General features: G+C 67.3%; 23 protein-coding genes and 1 pseudogene. 6 read left to right on the top strand and 18 right to left on the bottom strand.

Annotation, left to right across the window (positions count from 1 at the left end; translation table 11 throughout):
* Positions 1-30: 30 nt before the first annotated feature.
* The gene (locus CAM01S_RS05405; RefSeq protein WP_066518629.1) at positions 31-435 is read left to right on the top strand and encodes an arsenate reductase ArsC; all 405 of its coding nucleotides are present in this window, start codon (positions 31-33) and stop codon (positions 433-435) included.
* Positions 436-494: 59 nt separating this feature from the next.
* Here the strand turns inward: CAM01S_RS05405 and CAM01S_RS05400 are convergent, their stop codons facing one another.
* From CAM01S_RS05400 to CAM01S_RS14615, 4 genes are all read right to left on the bottom strand, one after another.
* The gene (locus CAM01S_RS05400) at positions 495-1,304 is read right to left on the bottom strand and encodes a hypothetical protein (RefSeq protein ID WP_066517408.1); all 810 of its coding nucleotides are present in this window, start codon (positions 1,302-1,304) and stop codon (positions 495-497) included.
* Positions 1,305-1,338: 34 nt separating this feature from the next.
* On the bottom strand, positions 1,339-2,526 hold the full coding sequence (locus CAM01S_RS05395; RefSeq protein WP_066517406.1) for a sensor histidine kinase: 1,188 nt from the start codon (positions 2,524-2,526) through the stop codon (positions 1,339-1,341).
* Between the two features lie 95 nt (positions 2,527-2,621).
* Positions 2,622-3,296 carry a response regulator transcription factor gene (locus CAM01S_RS05390; RefSeq protein WP_066517403.1) on the bottom strand — a complete coding sequence of 225 codons (675 nt, stop codon included), beginning with the start codon at positions 3,294-3,296 and terminating at the stop codon, positions 2,622-2,624.
* Entirely contained in the window at positions 3,293-3,790 is a 498-nt protein-coding gene (locus CAM01S_RS14615; protein WP_157071441.1) for a hypothetical protein, read from the bottom strand. Before CAM01S_RS14615 ends, CAM01S_RS05390 begins: the two co-directional genes overlap by 4 nt.
* Positions 3,791-4,026: 236 nt before the next feature.
* Between CAM01S_RS14615 and CAM01S_RS05380 the strand changes: the two genes are divergently transcribed.
* Together CAM01S_RS05380 and CAM01S_RS14610 are read left to right on the top strand one after the other, a co-directional pair.
* On the top strand, positions 4,027-4,716 hold the full coding sequence (locus CAM01S_RS05380; RefSeq protein ID WP_066517400.1) for a hypothetical protein: 690 nt from the start codon (positions 4,027-4,029) through the stop codon (positions 4,714-4,716).
* Entirely contained in the window at positions 4,713-4,880 is a 168-nt protein-coding gene (locus CAM01S_RS14610; protein ID WP_157071440.1) for a hypothetical protein, read from the top strand. Before CAM01S_RS05380 ends, CAM01S_RS14610 begins: the two co-directional genes overlap by 4 nt.
* Here the strand turns inward: CAM01S_RS14610 and CAM01S_RS05375 are convergent.
* From CAM01S_RS05375 to CAM01S_RS05360, 4 genes are all read right to left on the bottom strand, one after another.
* The gene (locus tag CAM01S_RS05375; RefSeq protein WP_083527782.1) at positions 4,858-6,228 is read right to left on the bottom strand and encodes an MFS transporter; all 1,371 of its coding nucleotides are present in this window, start codon (positions 6,226-6,228) and stop codon (positions 4,858-4,860) included. The two genes, CAM01S_RS14610 and CAM01S_RS05375, sit on opposite strands and share 23 nt — an antisense overlap.
* A gap of 99 nt (positions 6,229-6,327) precedes the next feature.
* The gene (locus CAM01S_RS05370; protein ID WP_083527781.1) at positions 6,328-7,113 is read right to left on the bottom strand and encodes a type 1 glutamine amidotransferase; all 786 of its coding nucleotides are present in this window, start codon (positions 7,111-7,113) and stop codon (positions 6,328-6,330) included.
* A complete protein-coding gene (locus CAM01S_RS05365; protein WP_066517396.1) occupies positions 7,094-8,383 on the bottom strand; it encodes a Mur ligase family protein in 1,290 nt (429 codons plus the stop codon). The genes CAM01S_RS05370 and CAM01S_RS05365 overlap by 20 nt, the downstream gene beginning before the upstream one ends.
* Before the next feature lie 110 nt (positions 8,384-8,493).
* Positions 8,494-8,709: a hypothetical protein gene (locus tag CAM01S_RS05360; protein ID WP_066517393.1), complete on the bottom strand. Its 216-nt coding sequence runs from the start codon at positions 8,707-8,709 to the stop codon at positions 8,494-8,496.
* A 380-nt stretch (positions 8,710-9,089) separates the two neighbouring features.
* On the opposite strand from CAM01S_RS05360, the gene CAM01S_RS05355 reads away from it, so the two are divergent.
* Positions 9,090-9,884 carry an alpha/beta fold hydrolase gene (locus CAM01S_RS05355; protein ID WP_066517391.1) on the top strand — a complete coding sequence of 265 codons (795 nt, stop codon included), beginning with the start codon at positions 9,090-9,092 and terminating at the stop codon, positions 9,882-9,884.
* A gap of 75 nt (positions 9,885-9,959) precedes the next feature.
* Here CAM01S_RS05355 and CAM01S_RS05350 read toward each other — a convergent pair whose 3' ends face one another.
* The 3 genes from CAM01S_RS05350 to CAM01S_RS05340 all read right to left on the bottom strand — a co-directional run bounded on the left by CAM01S_RS05350 (position 9,960) and on the right by CAM01S_RS05340 (position 12,212).
* Positions 9,960-10,415, bottom strand: a complete 456-nt coding sequence (locus CAM01S_RS05350; protein ID WP_066517390.1) for an Asp23/Gls24 family envelope stress response protein — start codon at positions 10,413-10,415, stop codon at positions 9,960-9,962.
* Between the two features lie 150 nt (positions 10,416-10,565).
* On the bottom strand, positions 10,566-11,432 hold the full coding sequence (locus CAM01S_RS05345) for an SDR family oxidoreductase (protein WP_174520411.1): 867 nt from the start codon (positions 11,430-11,432) through the stop codon (positions 10,566-10,568).
* A 3-nt stretch (positions 11,433-11,435) separates the two neighbouring features.
* Positions 11,436-12,212, bottom strand: coding sequence for an alpha/beta fold hydrolase (locus tag CAM01S_RS05340; RefSeq protein WP_066517388.1), 777 nt, complete (start codon positions 12,210-12,212; stop codon positions 11,436-11,438).
* 107 nt (positions 12,213-12,319) lie between these two features.
* Here CAM01S_RS05340 and CAM01S_RS05335 point away from each other — a divergent pair, with 107 nt between their 5' ends.
* Positions 12,320-13,204, top strand: a complete 885-nt coding sequence (locus tag CAM01S_RS05335; RefSeq protein ID WP_157071439.1) for an AraC family transcriptional regulator — start codon at positions 12,320-12,322, stop codon at positions 13,202-13,204.
* A gap of 478 nt (positions 13,205-13,682) precedes the next feature.
* Complete coding sequence (locus tag CAM01S_RS05330) at positions 13,683-14,420, top strand: SDR family NAD(P)-dependent oxidoreductase (protein ID WP_066517382.1); 738 nt, start codon at positions 13,683-13,685, stop codon at positions 14,418-14,420.
* Positions 14,421-14,448: 28 nt separating this feature from the next.
* Here the strand turns inward: CAM01S_RS05330 and CAM01S_RS05325 are convergent, their stop codons facing one another.
* The 7 genes and pseudogenes from CAM01S_RS05325 to CAM01S_RS05300 all read right to left on the bottom strand — a co-directional run bounded on the left by CAM01S_RS05325 (position 14,449) and on the right by CAM01S_RS05300 (position 17,713).
* Complete coding sequence (locus CAM01S_RS05325) at positions 14,449-15,108, bottom strand: hypothetical protein (protein ID WP_066517380.1); 660 nt, start codon at positions 15,106-15,108, stop codon at positions 14,449-14,451.
* Positions 15,105-15,272, bottom strand: coding sequence for a hypothetical protein (locus tag CAM01S_RS14600; protein ID WP_157071437.1), 168 nt, complete (start codon positions 15,270-15,272; stop codon positions 15,105-15,107). Before CAM01S_RS14600 ends, CAM01S_RS05325 begins: the two co-directional genes overlap by 4 nt.
* On the bottom strand, positions 15,253-15,528 hold the full coding sequence (locus tag CAM01S_RS05320; protein ID WP_066517379.1) for a hypothetical protein: 276 nt from the start codon (positions 15,526-15,528) through the stop codon (positions 15,253-15,255). The genes CAM01S_RS14600 and CAM01S_RS05320 overlap by 20 nt, the downstream gene beginning before the upstream one ends.
* A 35-nt stretch (positions 15,529-15,563) precedes the next feature.
* A pseudogene (locus CAM01S_RS05315) lies at positions 15,564-15,771 on the bottom strand (IS3-like element ISPfr13 family transposase); the annotation flags it as partial.
* Between the two features lie 107 nt (positions 15,772-15,878).
* Positions 15,879-16,427: a MarR family winged helix-turn-helix transcriptional regulator gene (locus CAM01S_RS05310; RefSeq protein WP_066517377.1), complete on the bottom strand. Its 549-nt coding sequence runs from the start codon at positions 16,425-16,427 to the stop codon at positions 15,879-15,881.
* A gap of 286 nt (positions 16,428-16,713) precedes the next feature.
* The gene (locus tag CAM01S_RS05305) at positions 16,714-17,322 is read right to left on the bottom strand and encodes a hypothetical protein (protein WP_066517375.1); all 609 of its coding nucleotides are present in this window, start codon (positions 17,320-17,322) and stop codon (positions 16,714-16,716) included.
* Positions 17,323-17,443: 121 nt separating this feature from the next.
* A complete protein-coding gene (locus CAM01S_RS05300) occupies positions 17,444-17,713 on the bottom strand; it encodes a hypothetical protein (RefSeq protein ID WP_066517373.1) in 270 nt (89 codons plus the stop codon).
* Between the last annotated feature and the right edge of the window lie 92 nt (positions 17,714-17,805).

Raw genomic sequence — 17,805 nt, 5'->3', positions numbered from 1 at the left:
TCGACGGAGTTCCCGTACGAGGAGGCACGCATGCCCGAACCCGCGACGATCCTGTTCGTGTGCGTCCACAACGCCGGCCGCTCGCAGATGGCCGCCGGTTTCGCGAAAGAGCTCGGCGGCGACCGCGTCCGCGTGCTGTCCGGAGGCAGCGAACCGGGTGATCAGATCAATCCGGTCGCTGTCGCCGCGATGGCGGAGCTCGGGATCGATATCACCGAGAACACGCCGCGGCTCCTCGCAACGGAGGACGTGCGCGCCTCCGACGCGGTCATCACGATGGGGTGCGGGGATGCCTGCCCGATCTTCCCCGGGAAGCGGTACGAAGACTGGGCGCTGACCGACCCGGCCGGCAAGGGTATCGAGGAGGTGCGGCCCATCCGCGACGAGATCAAGCTCCGCGTCGAAGCGCTGCTCGCCGAACTCCTGCCGAACTGACGGGTGGGGTACTCCCGAGCATGGATGCGTCGCCTCAGCGGGTGGGCACGTGGAAGACGTTAATTCGCGACATAGACAATCACCTCTCGTTTCGTTGCGTCGTAGACGAATCGTAAGGCGGTCGGACCGGAGAACGGGGCACGAACCGAGGCAGGAAGATCTCCGGTGACATCGAGCTGGGTCTCGGGCGGAAACGCTCCGGCCCCGCATCCAGTCCATTGCGGGCCCGTGTAGCTGGGCGCGGACGAGTCGACGACGAAGGCCTGCGGGTAGACGAAGAGGCAGTATTCGGAACTGTTTGTGCCGAACCAGGCGCCTCGGCCGAGGATCGGACGCAGCCCGTGAAAGTCGCGAAACCCGGTCACAATTGCAACCGCCGAGCCCTGCAGTGCGGCAGGCGGCTTGTAGGTCGGGTCGACGGGCAGCCGGGCGATCACCGTCGAGCCGTCGGCTCCCTGCTGCGCCGCCGTTGTGCGGCCGATCGCGACACCGCCGACAACAAGCACGAGCGCGGCAATGAACCCCATGAGCGCGAACCGCACTGCGCGCCGCGATCGTAGAGGGGCGACCGCACCGGTCACCGGTCGATGCTCAGTGGCCTCCCCCGTGGTCGCCGAGCCGGCCCGGGGAAGCTCGTCAGCGTTCTCCGACGCGGAGGGGGGACTCAGCACGGCCGCTGGCGCGCGATCCCCGGAGCCCGAGCGCGCCGGGATGAGGAGCGGATCAGACTGGCGGACGCGCACGGCGACCGCGGCGCGCTCGAGCTCAGCGAGTCGCTCGAGGGCAGCCGGATCCTGTGCGATGTCGGCGCGCGGCCCGAACGCGCGTGCACGAAGCGCGTCGAGCTCGCGCTGCTCGTCCGGGCTCATGCGTGCGATCCTGGCACACGCGCATGCGTATCGCTCAGCGCAGAGATCGGCCGCGCTGGCCGTGCGGGAACCGCACGGTTGCGAGCGCTCCGTGCTGCGTGTTCTCCAACTCCAGCACCGCGCCGATCGCGTCGACGTGGTGCGCGACGATCGCCAGGCCCAGTCCCGATCCCGCCTGCGCTCCGAGCGCGCCGAATCGTCGTGGGCCGCCGGCCAGCAACGATTCCGGGAACCCATCGCCCGCGTCAGCGACCATCACCGCGCTGCCCGCGACGGTGACGCGCACGTCCCCGCGCCCGTGCCGACACGCGTTCTGCACGAGGTTCGCGACGATCCGGTCGATGTGCCCCTGTGGCGCATCCGTGACGAACGTACGGTCCGGAGGCGAGTCGCGGGTTCCACCATCGCTCCAGACCACTGCGTCGGCGCACTCCGCGGACCGAACGGCGGCTGCGATCGCGTCCGCGAGTGGCCGCTCGACCCCCGGGCCCACGTCCTCATGCTGCGTGCGCGCGAGCCGCAGCAGGTCCTCGACGAGCGCGCGCAGCCGTGCGACGAGTCGCTGCACGCGCGCTGCCTCTGCAGACGGCGGGAGGAGAGTGGCGGCGCTGACGAGCGCAGTCAGCGGTGTCTTGAGGTCGTGGGCGACGTCCGCGGTGACGGCGCGCTCCCGGTCGAGCCGGGACGCCAGCGCGGCCGCCGTCTCGGCGAGGCCCCGCGTGAGGACGGCGACTTCGTCGTTCCCGCTCAGCGCGGGTTCCGCGCGACCCGTGATCACGTCGTTGACCGTCCGGCTTGTCGCGCGGAGCCGCGCGGTCAGGCGTCCGGCGACGATCCATGACACGCTCGCGGCCACCACGGCGGCGAGAAGGCCGCCGATCGCGAACGTGGCTTCGAGGCGACGCCATTGGTCGACGATGGGCGTGTCCGGCAGTCGTGTGGCGATCACGCCGCTGTGCTGGGCCCTCGCCGCCCACATGTCGGCGCCGTCGTCGTACGTCTCGACCTGATTGCTCCCGATCGCGTCGAGGAGCGGCCGCGGCACGACGGAGGGATCGGTCGTCGCGCCGGATGGCAGGGAGCCGCCGAATGCCTCCGTAGCGATTGCGACGCGAAGCTGCGCCGTCGCCTGTGCGCGGAGCTGGTCGCGCGCGCCGACGATACTCGCGCGCGCGAAGACCGCGCCGGTGGCGAGCACGAGCGTCACCGCGAGCAGCGCCATTGCTGCCGCGGTTCGGAGGCGCAGCGATCGACGCAAAGGAACACGGGCGCCGACTGTGGGGCGGCGCCCTGTCGCCGGCTCGGAGACCCAGCGCGTCACAGCGGCACCCGCGGGATTCGATAGCCGAAGCCGCGCACGGTCTCGATGACGTCCGGTCCGAGCTTCTTCCGCAATCGCTGCACATTCGTGTCGACGACCCGATCGTCCTGCCAGGACGAATCCCACGCGAGGTCCACGATCTGCGAACGGGAGAGCACATTGCCTCGGTTGTCGAGAAGCGCCTCGAGCACGCGGTACTCGGTTGCACTGACTGCGACCGCGTTCCCGTCGCGGTACACCGCTTTGCCGTGGCGGTCGAGCGTCACGCCGTCGATGGGCTCCTCGGGAGCCGCTCCTCGGTTCGCGCGGCGAATGACCGCCTCGATGCGCGCGACGAGCACGTCTGCATCGAAGGGCTTGGCAATGTAGTCGTCCGCGCCGAGCGACAGTCCGTGCACCACATCCGACGGCAGGTCTCGTGCCGTCAAGAAGATGACCGGCGGCGCCGAATCGCCGAGCCGACGAACGAGCGCGAGCCCATCGAGCCGAGGCATCGCGATGTCGAGGATGACCGCGTCGGGGTGCTCCTGTTCGATCGCGGTGAGAGCCTCCACACCGTCCTGCACGGCCGTGACCGTGAACCCGTGCCGTGTGAGCAGGAGCGCGGTCGTCTCGCGGATGTCCTCGTCATCTTCCGCGAGCACCAGGCGTCGGCCGATGAGATCGGTCACGACGGCATCTGGTCCGACACGAACCCCTCCGGGCTCCAGAAGAACGTCATCGACTGCTGGTACGCCCATGCCGGGCGCGCTGCGGAGAACGTGATCTGCAGCTGTTCGTACCGGTCGACGCCGGCAACCGACACCGGATGCGTGAACGTGACGACGATCGGGTATCGGTTGAGCGTGCCCCCATTGCAGTCGCACGGATTGTCGAGAAACACGCCCGTCGCGGTCGATGCTCGGCCGCCCCACTTCGTCCACACCAGATCGTCGAGGACTTGATCAGTCGACGAACACCAGATCGGCACGCTGAACGGCGCCGCGACCGCGTCATTCCGGCAGCCCGCGTAGTAGGCAGTGGTGAACGGCTCTGCGGCCTGGGGGGCGGCATCGGCGCCGGGCAGCCGCAGCATGGCGACGATCGCGACGGCGCACACCAGCAGCGCGCTCCCGATCGCGCCGACGATGAGCGCGGGTCTGCGCCGGACAGTGGATCTCCGCATGGCGAGATCGCCCCCTTCCTCGTGTTCCATCATCGTCGCGCCCGACCTCGGAACGGAAACGTCCGTTCCGTGTCAGTTGTGTGACAGCCGGGATCGGCTCGCCCATGGGGATGAGCAGCCGGCACCCGGGTCGCGGACTGGAGGCTCGCCATGATTCCGACACACGGCCTCCGTACCGTGATCCCTGTCCGAAGCGCCCTGCGAGAGCGGCGCTCGACCAACGTGAGGGGAATCCAATGCGACATCGATGGGTCACACCGATCGCCATCGCGGCGGCCGCGACAGCCGCGCTAACGGGGTGCGCCGGTTCGATCGGGCCGAAGGCCGGTGCTTCGGCGAGCGCGCCGTCGACCGCTGCAGCCGCCGGCAGCACCTCGACGGCATCGCCGAGTGCGCCCGACAGCGCGACCACCGCACCCAGCGGGAGCGGCAGCGAGAGCAGCAGCGGCAGCGGGAGCGGGAGCAGCAGCACGAGCAGCGGCAGCTCCGTCTTCCCGCCCGGACAGCCACCGAAGCCGAGCGCTGCGGTGCAGCTGACCTCGACCGACACGGTCCCAGGTCTGACCGCAGCGATCAACGGGCTCCCGCATCCCGGTCTGCAGATCTGCCAGGGCCAGTACGGATCCTTTTACTCAGCGAAAGGCGACATTCGCGGTGACGGGGGAACCGAATACCTGGTGGACACGAGCTGCCAGGGCGCGACGGCGACGAGTCCGGACGAAGTCGGGCTGTACGAGCAGACGAACGGCAGCTGGACCCGCACGGTTGTGTACGAGTTCACCGCCAACCGGCCCCGACTGACCTTCGCCCCGTACCTGTGGCAGCAGCACACCATCGTGCTGACGTTCGGCGAGGGCAAGACATACCAGCTGGTGCAGGCGTTCCCGAACCGGCTTGTGCCCGGACTGCTCACGCCGTTCTCATGAGTTCTCGAGACGACGTGCGCCGGAGCACGCACGCCGACCGCACCGTGCAAGGCTCGCGCGACGACGACACGCTGCGCGACGACCCGGTGACCATTGCGTACTGCATTGCCATGGTCGTTGTCGTCGCAACCGCCGTCGCACTCATCCTGCGCTTGCAGGGCTAGCGTCATCGGACGCCGTGAGGGGGGCGGCCGATGAGGAGGGGGCGCCCGTGGTGGGAGGCGTTGACAAGCTGGGGGGCGCCTCCCACTCGGGCGGAAGGTCGCGCTGCCGACCGACCGGCGACGAGAAGAAGATCGGCACACTGCCGAACATGAGGGCGGCGCCGATCCAGATCGTCGCGTCGTATCCGACGAGCGGAGCGAGCACACCGGCGAACAGCGAGCCGAGCGGAATCACGCCGACGCCGATCGTGCGCCGGGCCGCGGTCACTCGGCCGAAGAGTCGCTCGGGAGTGATGCGGGCATAGATACCCGAGGTGCTGATCGACGCCACTACGATCAGGAAGCTGACGAGGAACTCCTCGGCCGCGATCGACGCCGTGACAGGAATGGGGAGGAACGGCGCGAGGGGCATCGGCGCGACTGCGATCGGGAGGAGCGCATAGCAGAGCACCTGGGTGCGAATCTCTCCGAGCGCACCTCGAATACGCATGCCGAGTGCGGCGCCGACGATCCCGCCGATGCCGCCGACGGAGAGCGCGATGCCGAACTGCGCCGAGGACATGCCCAGCGAGCGCAAGACGAAGAGCGCCTGCATCGCCCCGAGCATTCCGGCGCCGAGGTTGACGCTCGCGGCGGCGAACATGTACGTCCGCTGGAGCGGGGTCGCGAGCACGTACCGGAGCCCCTCGGTGACGGACCGCATGAACCGCGGGGCCTCCGCGGAAGCCGACGCGGGCAGCGTTGCGCGGCGGTCCGGAACCGTGCGCATCGCTGCGGCGGCGATCGACGACCCGAAGTGCACTGCTGCGGTGACAACGTATGCGACCGGTCCGGCGGTTCGGGCGATCACGGCACCCGCAAGCCCGGGCGCGACAACGGTGACGGTCGAGTCGACCGTGGAGAGTTGGGCCGAGGCGGCGGCGACGCGGTCGCGACCCACGATGCTCGGCAGCACGGTTGTGTGCGCGATGTCGAACACGACACCTGCCGCGCTCGTCACCGCTGCTACACCGATGAGCTGGGCGATGGTGAGCGCGTGCATGGCGAAGGCGATCGGCACCGACAAGACCGCGAGAAAGCGCGCCGCATCTGCAGCGACAAGCAATCGCTTGGGAGGCACGTGGTCGGCCCACGCGCCGACCGGCACGCCGAGCACGAGATAGGCACCATTACCGAGCGCTTCGATCACCGCCACCTCGAGCGCGGAGGCGTGCAACGTCAGGACAGCCGTCACGCTCATCGCGAGCGAGGCGAACGATGCGCCGATATCGCCAAATCCATTCGACGTCCAGAGCAGGCGATAGTCCCGCACCGACCACAACCGTGGCCGTCCCCCCGATTTCGGCATGAGGGAACGGTAGCGCGGTAGCGCCGTTCGGCCATACGCGGCCGCAATGGATCGTGCCGTACGGCGGCATCATCCATCTGGACGGCGCCGCACAGATCGTCACCGCCGAATACTGAGCACCGGGTGCGGCTGTTTGGCCGCATTCGATGCGGTCGTCGAACCCGCCTCTCCGGTGAGCTCTGCCCGGGCACGCTGTGCCGCACTGTCATCGATCAGGCGCGGAACGAACCGGCCGAACCGGCGCTGCACAGCCGCCGAGATCAGATGGTCCGCGAGCATCGGATTGTTCGGCAGTACCGGACCATGCAGATAGGTTCCGATCACCGAGCCCTGCCGGGCGCCTTCCGTGCCGTCACCGCCATTGTTGCCACTCCCCCGAGTCACCGTTCCGAGTGCCTGCGCGCGACCACCGAGGAATGTGCGACCGCTGTGATTCTCGAATCCGACGAGCGTGCCGAATGGTGAATCGGCCACGACCGTTCCGGTGAGGCGACTCCCGGAGGCACGAGTGTCGATGTCGAGGAGGCCGATGCCGTCGAGCGTGACACCGTCGACGGTGATGAACGCATGGCCAAGCAATTGATAGAGCCCGCAGACCGCGAGGACGGGAACTCCGTCCGCAGCGAGCGCGTGCAGCCGTTCCCGATTTGCACGCATGTCGTCATGGACGGCGATCTGTCCGCTGTCTTGGCCGCCCCCGCCGATGATCAGGTCGACATCGGTGGGAATCTCGCCGCCGGGGTGATGCTCCACAACGTCGGACCGGAAGCCGTGCCATGCGAGTCGACGCACGAGTGTGACCACGTTTCCGTGATCGCCGTAGAGATTGAGTTCCCTCGGATACAGATGGAGAATCCGAAGGGGTTCAGGGTCGGAGTCGTGCATAGCGCTGCTCCCAGGCGACGAGTTGGGGCCGCACGGCCCGCATGGCGGTGTAACTGCAGTAGATGCGTCTGCGACCGGTGGCCGGAGCCCCCAGGAACTCGCGAAGCGCGCGGTCCGGGTCTGGAATGACCCGCTGCGGAGGAATTCCCGCGTACTGCAGACGGAGCGCGAGCTGATGCGCCCGTGTCCCGGAGGCCACGGCAACGCCGCTCAGCCCATCGACGACGACGTCCCAGAGCCAGGATGCATCCTTGCCGTCAGCCGGGTGATTGTTGATGACGACCATCGTTGTGTCCGATGGAGCGGCCTCCTGCAGCAGCATTCGGAATCCGGCGGGATTCTTGACCAGGAGGAGCTCCACCGATCCATGGGGACCGTGGAACTGCTCACCGCGCCCCGAGGCAGGCTCGATGCGGCTCAGCGCGCGGAGATCGCCCTCGGTGCCGTGTGCCGTTCCGGAAACGGCGCGGACGAGCGCAAGGGCGGCAACCGCATTCAACGCGTTGTGCGCCCCGGGAAGCTGCAGGTCGACCTCATGTCGGACCGCGCCGATCGCAATGACCGCGCGGCCGGGCTGCGGCAGATCGACGAGCGTCACATCGAGTTGCGTTTCCGCACTGCCGGCGCGGGTGCGGGCTTTGCCGTACATCTCGTCGTCCGACGGGAACGTTGCGTCGAGGGTGGGGTCGATCCCGAAGAAACGGGCGTCCGCCGCCACGTCTTCGAGTCGGGCCACACGTCCGTCGTCTCGATTGAGCACGACCGGACCGTTCGTCGACGCCACGAGCTCGCGCAGCTTGCCGGTGACCGAATCGAGTTCTCCGAAGCGGTCGAGCTGATCGCGGAACACATTGAGGATCAGCGCCGCTCGTGGAGGGACCGCCCGCGCGAACGTGGCGGCGTACCCTTCGTCGAGTTCCAGCACGGCGATATCGGCATGGAGTCCTCCGCGCCATTCGAGCGCCCCGAGCAGCTCGGAGGCGATGCCCTGCGTGAGATTGCTGCCGCTGGGGTTGGTGAACACCCGGAACCCGCGACGGCGGAGGAGCTCGACGACGATCTTCGTGGTCGTTGTCTTGCCGTTCGTGCCGCTCACCACGACAACGCCGAACGGGAGGCTTCCGAGCGCCTCCTTGACTACGGCGGGATCGATTCGTTGCATGACCGCGCCGGGGAGCGCGGTGCCGCCGCCGCGGAGACGCGCGGCGGCTGCCACGAGGCGTCCGGCGCCGATCGCCGCGATCCGACGAACTGAGGACTCAGGCGGCATTCGACATCACCTCACGACGCTGACTCCGTTCGGCTCAGGATGTCCCAATATGCGGTCCCCTGGCAGTCTCACTGGGAGCGCTCTCAAGCAACGTCCGGCCGAGCCATAGGTCAGGCCGGTCGGAACACGGCGATGTCTGGACTGTCGCCTGCGTCGTGGGTCTCCCCGGTGGCGACCCAGGTCCGGCCCTCGTGCTCCAACGTGCGAGGCAGATCCCCTCGGATCAACAGCCGAACCGATGGGGCGTCACCGTCGACGAGGTCCACGCCATGTGCGTCGATCTCATCAGGGTCGTTGTCCGGCTGCTCGCGCACGAAATCGGTCATGGCAGGAGTCAACTCCCCGCGACTGACTCCCGGGCCTCAATGGCGCCGATTGGCGATGAGGCCCCCGAACACCAGCGCCACGGCGCTGAAGAACATCAGAATCCCGGGAATCGTGAAGCCCGTACCTGCCCACATGAGCGTCCTCCTCGATCGATAGGGAGGCGCCGCACGCGTCCTCCTTCCATCGACGCTGCGCGGCGACGATCAAAGCGACCTCCGTGCACCTGAGGATTCTGTTGCTTTTGCCAGATGATGGCGCACTTGCGCGTGTCATCGCACGGGCGCATCAAAGGGCCGCGCGATACCGTCGCTTTCTGCCAGACGAGCGGCCGCCGATCGCGGATTGGGCTCGACGTGTCGATGAATTCCAGGAGCGGACCATGCAGGAGATGCTGTGGCGAGCCTCCTGGAATCGACCGGGCGGAACGCCCGTGCTGTTCATTCCGGGCATCCGACTCAACGGCGAAGGTCGGACGCGGCTCGGAAGGCTGCTCCAGCGGGCTGCCCTGGTTCCCCTCTCGTGGAGCGTTCCGGTATGGCTCCTCCGACGGGATCTGCTCCTGCGATCCGGATTCACACGAGAGCGCCCGGTTTCGCTCGAGACCATCGCGGACGAGGCGGCGGTCGCAATCAGCCAGCAGTTCGGCAGCGCGATCGACGTCGTCGGCGAGTCGACCGGCGGGAGTATCGCGCTGCTGCTCGCCGCTCGCCATCCGGATATTGTCCGGCGACTCGTCGTCGTGTCCTCAGCGGCGCGGATGTCGGACGCCGGACAGGAGGCGCAGAAGCTCGCGGTCCGCGCACTGCGGAACGGTCGCTTCACCGCGGCTGCAGTCCGCATGCTGGTCACGGGCATTCGCTGGCCGGCGCACGCGCCGTTGACGCGGCTCGCCGCCTGGTTCGTCGGCGTCGCGGTCACGACCGAGAGCGCACGCGACGCTGCCGATCTGATGGAAGCGGAGGACGGATACGACCTCCGGACCGAGTTGGACCGGATTCGGGCGCGGACGCTCTTGGTCGGGGGCAGCCGCGACGGCTTCTACCCGCCCGACCTGATCGACGAAACGGCGCGACTGATTCCGTCCGCTGACTCGGTGATTCTCCTCCGGCGCGGACATCTCAGCGCCACGGCCGGTCACCGTGTCCGCTCCCAAATCCGACGCCAGCTGCGCTGATGCAGGAACCCGGAGGCCCCGCGCCTGCCGTTCGGGCTCGCCAGGCGCGGGGTGCTGTGAACGCGTCGAGGGCGATTACTCGACGCGCGACTCCTTCTTTTCGTCGTCGTCACCCGGGATATACACGTCCTGCACGGTCACGTTGATCTCCGCGACCTCCATGCCTGCGATCTGCTCGATCGCGCGCGCCACCGCGTGACGAACATCCTCGGCCACCTGCTGCAGCGCAACCGGGTATTCCGCGACGATCACGATGTCCGCTGCGACCTGCGTCTCGCCGACCTCGACTTTGACGCCCTGCGCGTAGTCGCGCTGACCAATCGCATCGCGGATCGAGCCGAGCGCGCGAGCGGTACCGCTCCCGAGCGCGTGGACTCCAGCGACTTCGCGCGCGGCGAGACCCGCAACCTTCGCGACAACGCCGTCGTCGATGATGTTCTTGCCGGCCCCCGACGGAGAACCCGCGCTGCTCGCAGTGTGGGAGCGTGCGGAGTTCGGGGTGGCGAGCTGCGTGGTCGTGGTGTCGGCCATGACGTGGTTCCTCCTTCTCGTGTCCGCCGGGACGACCCCAGCGGTTGCTGTTCACGGGTAGGACGGCTCACCACATACGTTCGTCACGCGTCGCGTCGTATGTTCGGCAACTCTTCAGCTAACGAACGGGAGGCGGGGCGTCGAGGGCGCTCAGAGCGAGAATCCCCCATCGCTCGTCAGGACTTGACCGACGACCCAGCTGCCGGCGGGGCTTGCGAGCCAGCCGATGAGTTCCGCAGGATCCTGCGGCCGACCGACGCGGCCGAAGGGTGTGCTCGCGACGTATTCGTTGAGTTCCTCGAGCGGTCGGTCGGTCGTTTCCGGATCCATGTACCCGGTGTTCACGGGACCGGGGTTCACGGTGTTCAGGACGATACCGAGTTCGAGGAGCTCCGCGGCGACCGTTCTCGTCACACCGGCGAGCGCCGCCTTGCTGGCCGCATACGCGACTTCGCCGCGCATCGCTCCGTGCACTTGTCCGGAGGTCATCCAGAAGACGTGGCCTCGTGGCTCCGCATACGGGCCGTTTCCTGCGAGGCGTTCGCCGGGCCTCCGTTCCGAGGCTTGCTGTGGCGCGAACTGCTGGGCGAATTCCGCGGTGAGGAGGATCGAGGCGCGGGTATTCGTTGCCCAGAACGCCGTCAGATTGTCTGCGGTCATGTCGAGGATGCTGCCGTCGTCCCCGCTCTTGGCCTGATTGCACACGAGAATGTCGACGGTCCCGGTGAGCGTGCGCGCGGCACGCAGCACCTCTGGAATCGTGGACGGATCGGCGAGATCGGCGGAGATATCGGTGAACTGCGCGCCGCCGGTCAGCGCGGCACGCAGTTCACCGCGGACGAGGTCCAGGTCGTCGGCACCCCACGGCAGGTCAACGTCGTGCGGTTGGAAGTGATGGATCGCGATGTTCGCGCCAAGGCCCGCGAGTTTCGTCGCGACGGCGAACCCGATCCCCCGGCGTCGTGAGACTCCGGTGATCAGCGCGGTTCTTCCCTGCAGTGGCAGCACCACCGACATGATTCACCGATTTGGCGACTCCTGTGCGACGAATCGTCCGATCAGTGCGGCGAGCTCCGCCGACGCTTCCAGCGGGATCAGGTGTCCCGTTGACGGGATCACGACGAATTCTGCCGACGCAAGATACGGCAAGAGGTTGGTGCGCAACACGTCGACGGGTTCGACACCGTCGTTCTCGCCGGCGATAACAAGTGCCGGTACGTCGATCTCGCGTGTCGAGGCGCTGATATCCGCAGCAATGCCGCGGAGCGGCCATTCCGTCCGTGCCCCCTCGGCGGCTGATCGCGAGTCCTCGAGGATCTGCTCGCGAAGCGCCGCACGCAGCGGCGACGCGGTCAAGATCGTGTCGCGCGCGAACGCAACCGATTCGTCCGAGTCATACGCATGCGCGAGTCCGTTGCGATACTCGGGCGTAATCTCCGCGGCAGGGACCGCCGGCCCCGATCCGACCAGCACGACTCCGCGAAGCCCCTCCGGCTTCGCCGCCGCGATGAGTTGGGCGACCTTGCCGCCCATCGAATGCCCGACAAGGACGAAGTCGTGCACCTCCTCGGCCGCGAGGATCGCGAGCACGTCCCGTGCGTACTGGTCGAGCGTGTACGGGCCTTCGAGCATGTGTGATCGCGCCCACCCGCGGAAGTCGATCGACAGCGTTGCGGCTCTGGGCAGGAGCTCCCGAACCGGCGCCCACGTGCGCGCCGAACCTCCCCAGTAGTGCAAGAACACCACCGTCGGTCCTGTACCCGGTTGGTGGTCATAAACGGGCAGATCTGTTGCCATGTCCTTCTCTTCTTCCGTGTTGTGTCTTGCAATCGCTCCCTATTTCAGGCGTTGGAGAACGCACTGTCATGCGGCAAACCGGTCCGCGCATGGTGAAAAATGGCCATGTGCCTCCCGTTCGCCACTTGACGTACGAGTCCCCCGGCGGTCTCTCCGATGTCGAAGTAATGCCGTTCGAAACGCTCCGAGCACTCAACGACGGTCAGACCCAGCGAGCCGACTTTCACGTCATTGCGATCGTCACGGGAGGCTCGGGTCGCGTCACGATCGACTTCGGTGCGCCCCATGCCCTGGTGGCCGACACGGCGGTGTGGATCCCGCCGGGCGCGGTGCATCGCTGGAACGACATCGCAACGGTGGAGGGGACGCTCGTTCTGTTTGAGCCGTCGGTGCCGATGCCGGCGGCAGTGCAGGCGCTCACAGACGATCTCGACCGCGAGCCAGTGTGGAGGCTCGACACCTGCTCCCCCGTCGTCGCCACCGCCGTGGCACATCTGGCCCTGGAATTCGCAGAGCCGCCAGAGAATCGACCGCCCGACCAGCTGCCACTGCTCCTGGCGGCGCTCCTCGGGCGGCTCCAGCTCGCCGCGTCACGACGGGTACAAACTGACGGCGACGCCGATACGAGGGGCCCGGTTGCTGCCGAGCGGCCACCCACTGACGGGCTTGCGGCGGCGTTCCGGCGATCGGTCGAACAGCACTTCGCGCTGCATCACGACGTCGGCTTCTATGCAAGGCTGCTCGGCTACTCATCGAGAACGGTCACGCGCGCCGCGCTGCGGAGCACGGGCCGGTCGGCGAAGACCTACATCAACGAGCGAATAGCGCTCGAAGCGAAGCGGCTCCTCGCGCACGACGGTGTGTCCGCAGCGGCGTGCGCGGCACAGCTCGGGTTCGCGGACCCCTCGAACTTCGGGTCGTTCTTTCGTGAGGTGGTCGGCGAGTCCCCCGCGGCATGGGCACGCGCACGAGGAAGCGGCCCGGCCCGCTGATCGCTCGTCGCCGTGACCTCGCTCGCTATCTCGGCTCCGAACCTCCCTTGGTGGCGGTTGATCGCTTGGGCACTTGTCGTGCTGGCCGTACCATTCCTCGGCCCGGTGTCTTGGTTCCTCCGGCAGCACCGCGAGCGGGTGAAAAACGCGCCCGTTCGCGACTAGCAATCAAGCAAGAGCACCCTTCACTTCCGGTGTATTGACGGATGGGAGAGCGATCGGGGTGCGATAGCTCGACGGCCGCCGTCATCGGCGACTGGTCGTCGCCGGTACTCGCACGAGTAGCGTTCGATGGCGAACCATGGTCGCCCCCAACGCTCGGAGCCTAGAGTTCGTCGGGGCGCCCTTGGTTGGACAGACGCGACGAGCGCTGGGCCTGCCGCGCTGAGTCGTCGATTGGCAGATGCAACGGGTCCATGGACGACGCCATCGAGCAGTTCGAGCTCGATGGTGCCGATACGAGTAAGGGGCACATCCAGTGAAGGCATTCATTACAGGCGCCAATAAGGGGATTGGCTACGGAATCGCGCAAGCGCTCGGGCGGCGCGGCTATGAGCTGTACATCGGAGCCCGTGACGAACAGCGAGGCCAGGACGCCGTGAGTCGTCTGACGGGCCAGGGATATGCGGCCAGCTTCATCAAACTGGATCTGGCGGACTTCGATACCATCCACGCTGCCGCGGAAGCAGTTACCGATCTCGATCTGTTGATCAACAACGCAGGTATCGCGGGCAATATCGCGACCGATACCAGCCGGCTCGATATGGGAAAATCTCCCCTGGCGTACACGACGGCGGACCTGCGCGAGACCATCGAGACGAACTTTCTGGGCACCCACGAGGTGATTAAGAGTTTCCTGCCGGCCCTGAGCGAGGACGCCCGAATCCTCAATGTGACCGTGCCCGTGACGGCCACATTCTGGCAGCCACTGGCCTACGTGACCTCGAAGGCGGCACAAAACGTGATGACGATCGCATTCGGTCGTGAATTTGAAAAATCAGGAAGTCGTCGGCAGATTTTTGGGGTCATGCCGGGGGCAGTCGCCACTGACCTCAATGGCACGAGCGTGGGCGATCACGGCGGCATGGTGAAGTCCACCGAAGATGCAGCCGAAAACATCGTTGGCTTCCTGTTCGATGGGAAAAACCACAACGGTCACATCGTTCAATTCGACGGGAAAGAAGTCACGAGCTACGAGCACGACCTGTTTGGCTAGGTGCGGACGCCGGGAAGTCCGGCCGATTTCATGCCCACGGCCCCGAGAACGTGCCGCTTCGGTGCGCGCGGCGTAGCTGCCGCTCTTCAATGCGTCGGATCTCGCTCATACCGGCGGCCACACGCGGCGGCAGCGTCCCGTCCCACGGCTCGCCGGGGCGGAATCCGACTGCTGCCCACTCGGGATCTGCCGCGTCCTGATGCGTGACGATCGCGTCGAACGGTTCCGGGTGGGTCGGCGCCTGGCTGCGCCACGAGACACCCGGACCGATCGCGGACGGCGACGCGGACCCATGAGGCATGCGGAGCGCCAGCGCAGCGGCGTCCGGTGTGAACGCGGCGTGCTCGTCAATCCACGCCCAGTCGAACGGTATCGGCGCAATGAGTCCCCAGCCGGAACGCTGCGGAAGACCGGGTGCTCCTCCGTCGATCCGATCGGTTCGGAGGAATCGGTAGGTCTCACCGTACGTGGGGTCGGTGCGCTTCTGCGCGACGTCGAGAATCAACGCGAAGAAGGCACAGAGCCCGATCGCCGCGGCGTCCGGGGCGTCGTTCCATGACCCTGTGATCGCTTCGGGATGCGCGATGATCACTCGGCCGCTCGCATCAAGGCTGCGCTGGCGGATGGGTCCGATCTCGATCATCGTCGCGGCAGCGGACGTGCCGACGCCTGCCTTCGCTCGGTTCATAGGTCTCCGATGGGATTCAGGATGAATTCGGTTCCCAGGCGCAAATCGATGCTCCCGGGTCCAACTTGCTTCTTTCTATCCAGCAGCTGCGTGACGATCAGTTTCCGGTCATGGTCGTCTTCATCGATGGCCGCAAGGATGTCTTCACGAAGCAGCGCGCTCATGGTCTCTCCAAGCCGTTGCCACGCTCGAGTACTCGAGCATCTTGACCAACAACGCGTTAAAGCGCAGATCCGCAGTCGCCTCTGGCAGCGACGCCGGCTGATCGCCACGCAGGGTGATGGCGCCAACCCACCCCACGAGAACGATCTGCCACGGTGTGAGGACGGCGTCGTCGAATTCAACCGCGGGCACGCCAGACTGAACCCAGTGCAACGGCTCTTCGAGACGTTGCGCGATGTCCGGCGACAGCGCGTGCACGCCGACATGTTCGATCGCTATCTGCGCGACAATGTCTTCGCATGCTCGACCGAGGTCACCCCGTCACGGGGTGCCGTCGTCGATACCGGCTTGCAGCACCCACCGCCGCACGGTCTCGTTACCGACCCCAACCTGCCGGGCCACGGCCGCTGACGCGGCCGTCAGTGACGGGTACTCCGACCGGTGCTCACGCACGAGCCCGACGGCTCGCTCCCGGAGCGCGGGATCGATCTTCTTCGGCATGACTGCCATCCTTCCAACTCAAAAGGATGCGGCATCAAACCTGGGGCGCTTCACAGTGCGACGGAGGAGCCAACGGATCGGCTGGTCCCCTTCATGGATCGGGAGGCTTAACTTTCGCGCCGAGCATCAGTGCGTGCGGTGCTCGGGGATGAGGGGCGTGGCGCAGGACCGAACCAGGTCAGTTCAGCATCGGAGAACTCGGCGGCGTTGTCGGGACGCTGTGCCAGCAGTGTGAACAGTCGCTGCAGTGCCGTTCGATCTTCCGGAGCAAGCGTCGCGGTGACCTGCACGAGCGCTCGGCGGCGGGTCTCCGCAATCTCGACGACGAGCGATGCGCTTGCGGGGGTTGCGGAGAGGATGCTGCGGCGGTGGTCCTCTGGGTGGGGTGTGCGGACGGCGTGGCCGGTGCGCACCAGCTGCGTGACGATCTTCTGGGTGGTCTCGACCGATCGGTCGATGCGGGCCGCGAGTTCGGTGGGTGTTGCGGGTCCGAACGTGACCAGCGCGGTGACGGCGCGCAGCTGCGGCAGCCGCAGCTGATGCAATCCGTCGCTCATTGATTGCTGCAAAAACCCCAACGCGGCGCCGGCCGCGGCAGCGAGAAGCCCCGACTCTGCGCCCTGCGGGATGAGCGGGGCTGCCGCGTCCGTTCCCATGGCAGCTCCAATCGTGTGTCCGTGTGAGTAGCTGGCCCCCGGGGGAGTAGGGCAGCCTAACCTTACCGGCGCGGTGGTGTGAGGCGTTTCGTGGGGCGGCAGTGGTGTCCCAACGGGTGCCGCGCACGGGCTTGGCGCGGATGAGCGTCGCGGTGCACCGACCGAGCTCGTCGCGGACACGCGGTGCGTTCGCCGCGGTGCGGGTCGCGACAGTGCGCGCTGGCCGGGGGGCAGGGACGCGGTTCCGGGTGCTGGACGTCAGCTGATGTGCCCAATGCGTGAGCGGCTAGGAGGACGCGACGATGTCGGGGACGTAGTGGCCAGTGAGTTGCTGGACGATGGTTTTGGCCTGGGGCCAGAACTGCTGGTAGTAGCCGGGGTCGGCGTTCTGCTGCACGGTGTGCGCGGCCGTAGTGGGTGACATGTGTTGCCAGCCCGGCTGGGCGACCAGCGCGGTGAAGAACATCGTGGCCGCTGTGTATGGGTCGGTGCGGTCGGCGAGTGATCCCCATGCTCCGTTGGCGCGTTGTTGGAACAGTCCGCGGCTGTCCGGGCCGGCAGCGTCGCCGTGGGTAAGGTTGACCAGGTTGGATTCCCCGATGGCGGTCATAACGCCCACCGCCTGTGTGTGGGGTCCGATCCCTTGCGTTTCGGCGGCAGCGATGATCTCTGCGGCGTTGGTGAGCTGTTCGTGGCAGAAACCGGCGATGGGGTGCGCTGGGACGCGGATGCCGCGCACGAGGGTGGGGGATGCCGGCCCGCAGGTGAGGGCGGTGATCGTGGTGGCTCCGGGGAAAAGCCGCGACAGTGGCGCTCCGACTGCGGCGCTGGTGGCGAGGGTTGCACCGAGCAGGAGCGTGGTCAGCGCGGCGGCGAGGCCGATTCGGCGGATCATTTCGGGTAGTCCTTCCTGGTCGTGTTCTCGTGCTGCGGGACAGCTTCGGTGGATGGGTGGATGGGTGGATGCGCGGGATGCGCGGCAGGTGAGGGTGCCGCGCATCCCGGTCGTTGTTGGGCTACTGCTCGGAAGCGCCGCCCTGGTGGTCCACGTTCGCGCCGGTCGGGTCCTGGTGGCCGCCGGGTCCGTCGGTTTCGTGGCTCGCGGGCTCGGTGCCGCCTTCGCTCGGGTCCGACGCCGGTGGTGTGGATGCCGGGGGAGTCGTCGCCGTCACGGTGCTCGTGGCGGTTCCCGGCGTGGGCGTGCTGGCCATCGCCGCCACTGTTCCGACGCCGCTGAGCGCGATCGCGAGTGCCGCGCCGGCACCGATGATCGTGATCTTTTTCATGGTTGACCTCCTGTTGTTTCCGGGATTCCGGGAGTGCCCCTGAGTGGGGTGTGTATGACCGTGCCAGGGGTCGGTAAGGCGGCGATAAGCCG

This window comes from Curtobacterium ammoniigenes NBRC 101786, assembly GCF_001571045.1.
GTDB classification, from domain to species: Bacteria; Actinomycetota; Actinomycetes; order Actinomycetales; family Microbacteriaceae; genus Curtobacterium; species Curtobacterium ammoniigenes.
This window is presented reverse-complemented; position numbering and strand designations above follow the sequence as displayed.

What these genes read in the sequence shown, in the direction of transcription:
- CAM01S_RS05405 (WP_066518629.1), top strand. Translation starts at nt 31, where the DNA reads ATGCCCGAACCCGCGACGATCCTGTTCGTGTGCGTCCACAACGCCGGC.
- CAM01S_RS05400 (WP_066517408.1), bottom strand. Translation starts at nt 1,304, where the DNA reads ATGAGCCCGGACGAGCAGCGCGAGCTCGACGCGCTTCGTGCACGCGCG.
- CAM01S_RS05395 (WP_066517406.1), bottom strand. Translation starts at nt 2,526, where the DNA reads ATGGCGCTGCTCGCGGTGACGCTCGTGCTCGCCACCGGCGCGGTCTTC.
- CAM01S_RS14615 (WP_157071441.1), bottom strand. Translation starts at nt 3,790, where the DNA reads ATGCGGAGATCCACTGTCCGGCGCAGACCCGCGCTCATCGTCGGCGCG.
- CAM01S_RS05380 (WP_066517400.1), top strand. Translation starts at nt 4,027, where the DNA reads ATGCGACATCGATGGGTCACACCGATCGCCATCGCGGCGGCCGCGACA.
- CAM01S_RS14610 (WP_157071440.1), top strand. Translation starts at nt 4,713, where the DNA reads ATGAGTTCTCGAGACGACGTGCGCCGGAGCACGCACGCCGACCGCACC.
- CAM01S_RS05375 (WP_083527782.1), bottom strand. Translation starts at nt 6,228, where the DNA reads ATGCCGAAATCGGGGGGACGGCCACGGTTGTGGTCGGTGCGGGACTAT.
- CAM01S_RS05370 (WP_083527781.1), bottom strand. Translation starts at nt 7,113, where the DNA reads ATGCACGACTCCGACCCTGAACCCCTTCGGATTCTCCATCTGTATCCG.
- CAM01S_RS05365 (WP_066517396.1), bottom strand. Translation starts at nt 8,383, where the DNA reads ATGCCGCCTGAGTCCTCAGTTCGTCGGATCGCGGCGATCGGCGCCGGA.
- CAM01S_RS05360 (WP_066517393.1), bottom strand. Translation starts at nt 8,709, where the DNA reads ATGACCGATTTCGTGCGCGAGCAGCCGGACAACGACCCTGATGAGATC.
- CAM01S_RS05355 (WP_066517391.1), top strand. Translation starts at nt 9,090, where the DNA reads ATGCAGGAGATGCTGTGGCGAGCCTCCTGGAATCGACCGGGCGGAACG.
- CAM01S_RS05350 (WP_066517390.1), bottom strand. Translation starts at nt 10,415, where the DNA reads ATGGCCGACACCACGACCACGCAGCTCGCCACCCCGAACTCCGCACGC.
- CAM01S_RS05345 (WP_174520411.1), bottom strand. Translation starts at nt 11,432, where the DNA reads ATGTCGGTGGTGCTGCCACTGCAGGGAAGAACCGCGCTGATCACCGGA.
- CAM01S_RS05340 (WP_066517388.1), bottom strand. Translation starts at nt 12,212, where the DNA reads ATGGCAACAGATCTGCCCGTTTATGACCACCAACCGGGTACAGGACCG.
- CAM01S_RS05325 (WP_066517380.1), bottom strand. Translation starts at nt 15,108, where the DNA reads ATGAACCGAGCGAAGGCAGGCGTCGGCACGTCCGCTGCCGCGACGATG.
- CAM01S_RS14600 (WP_157071437.1), bottom strand. Translation starts at nt 15,272, where the DNA reads ATGAGCGCGCTGCTTCGTGAAGACATCCTTGCGGCCATCGATGAAGAC.
- CAM01S_RS05310 (WP_066517377.1), bottom strand. Translation starts at nt 16,427, where the DNA reads ATGGGAACGGACGCGGCAGCCCCGCTCATCCCGCAGGGCGCAGAGTCG.
- CAM01S_RS05305 (WP_066517375.1), bottom strand. Translation starts at nt 17,322, where the DNA reads ATGATCCGCCGAATCGGCCTCGCCGCCGCGCTGACCACGCTCCTGCTC.
- CAM01S_RS05300 (WP_066517373.1), bottom strand. Translation starts at nt 17,713, where the DNA reads ATGAAAAAGATCACGATCATCGGTGCCGGCGCGGCACTCGCGATCGCG.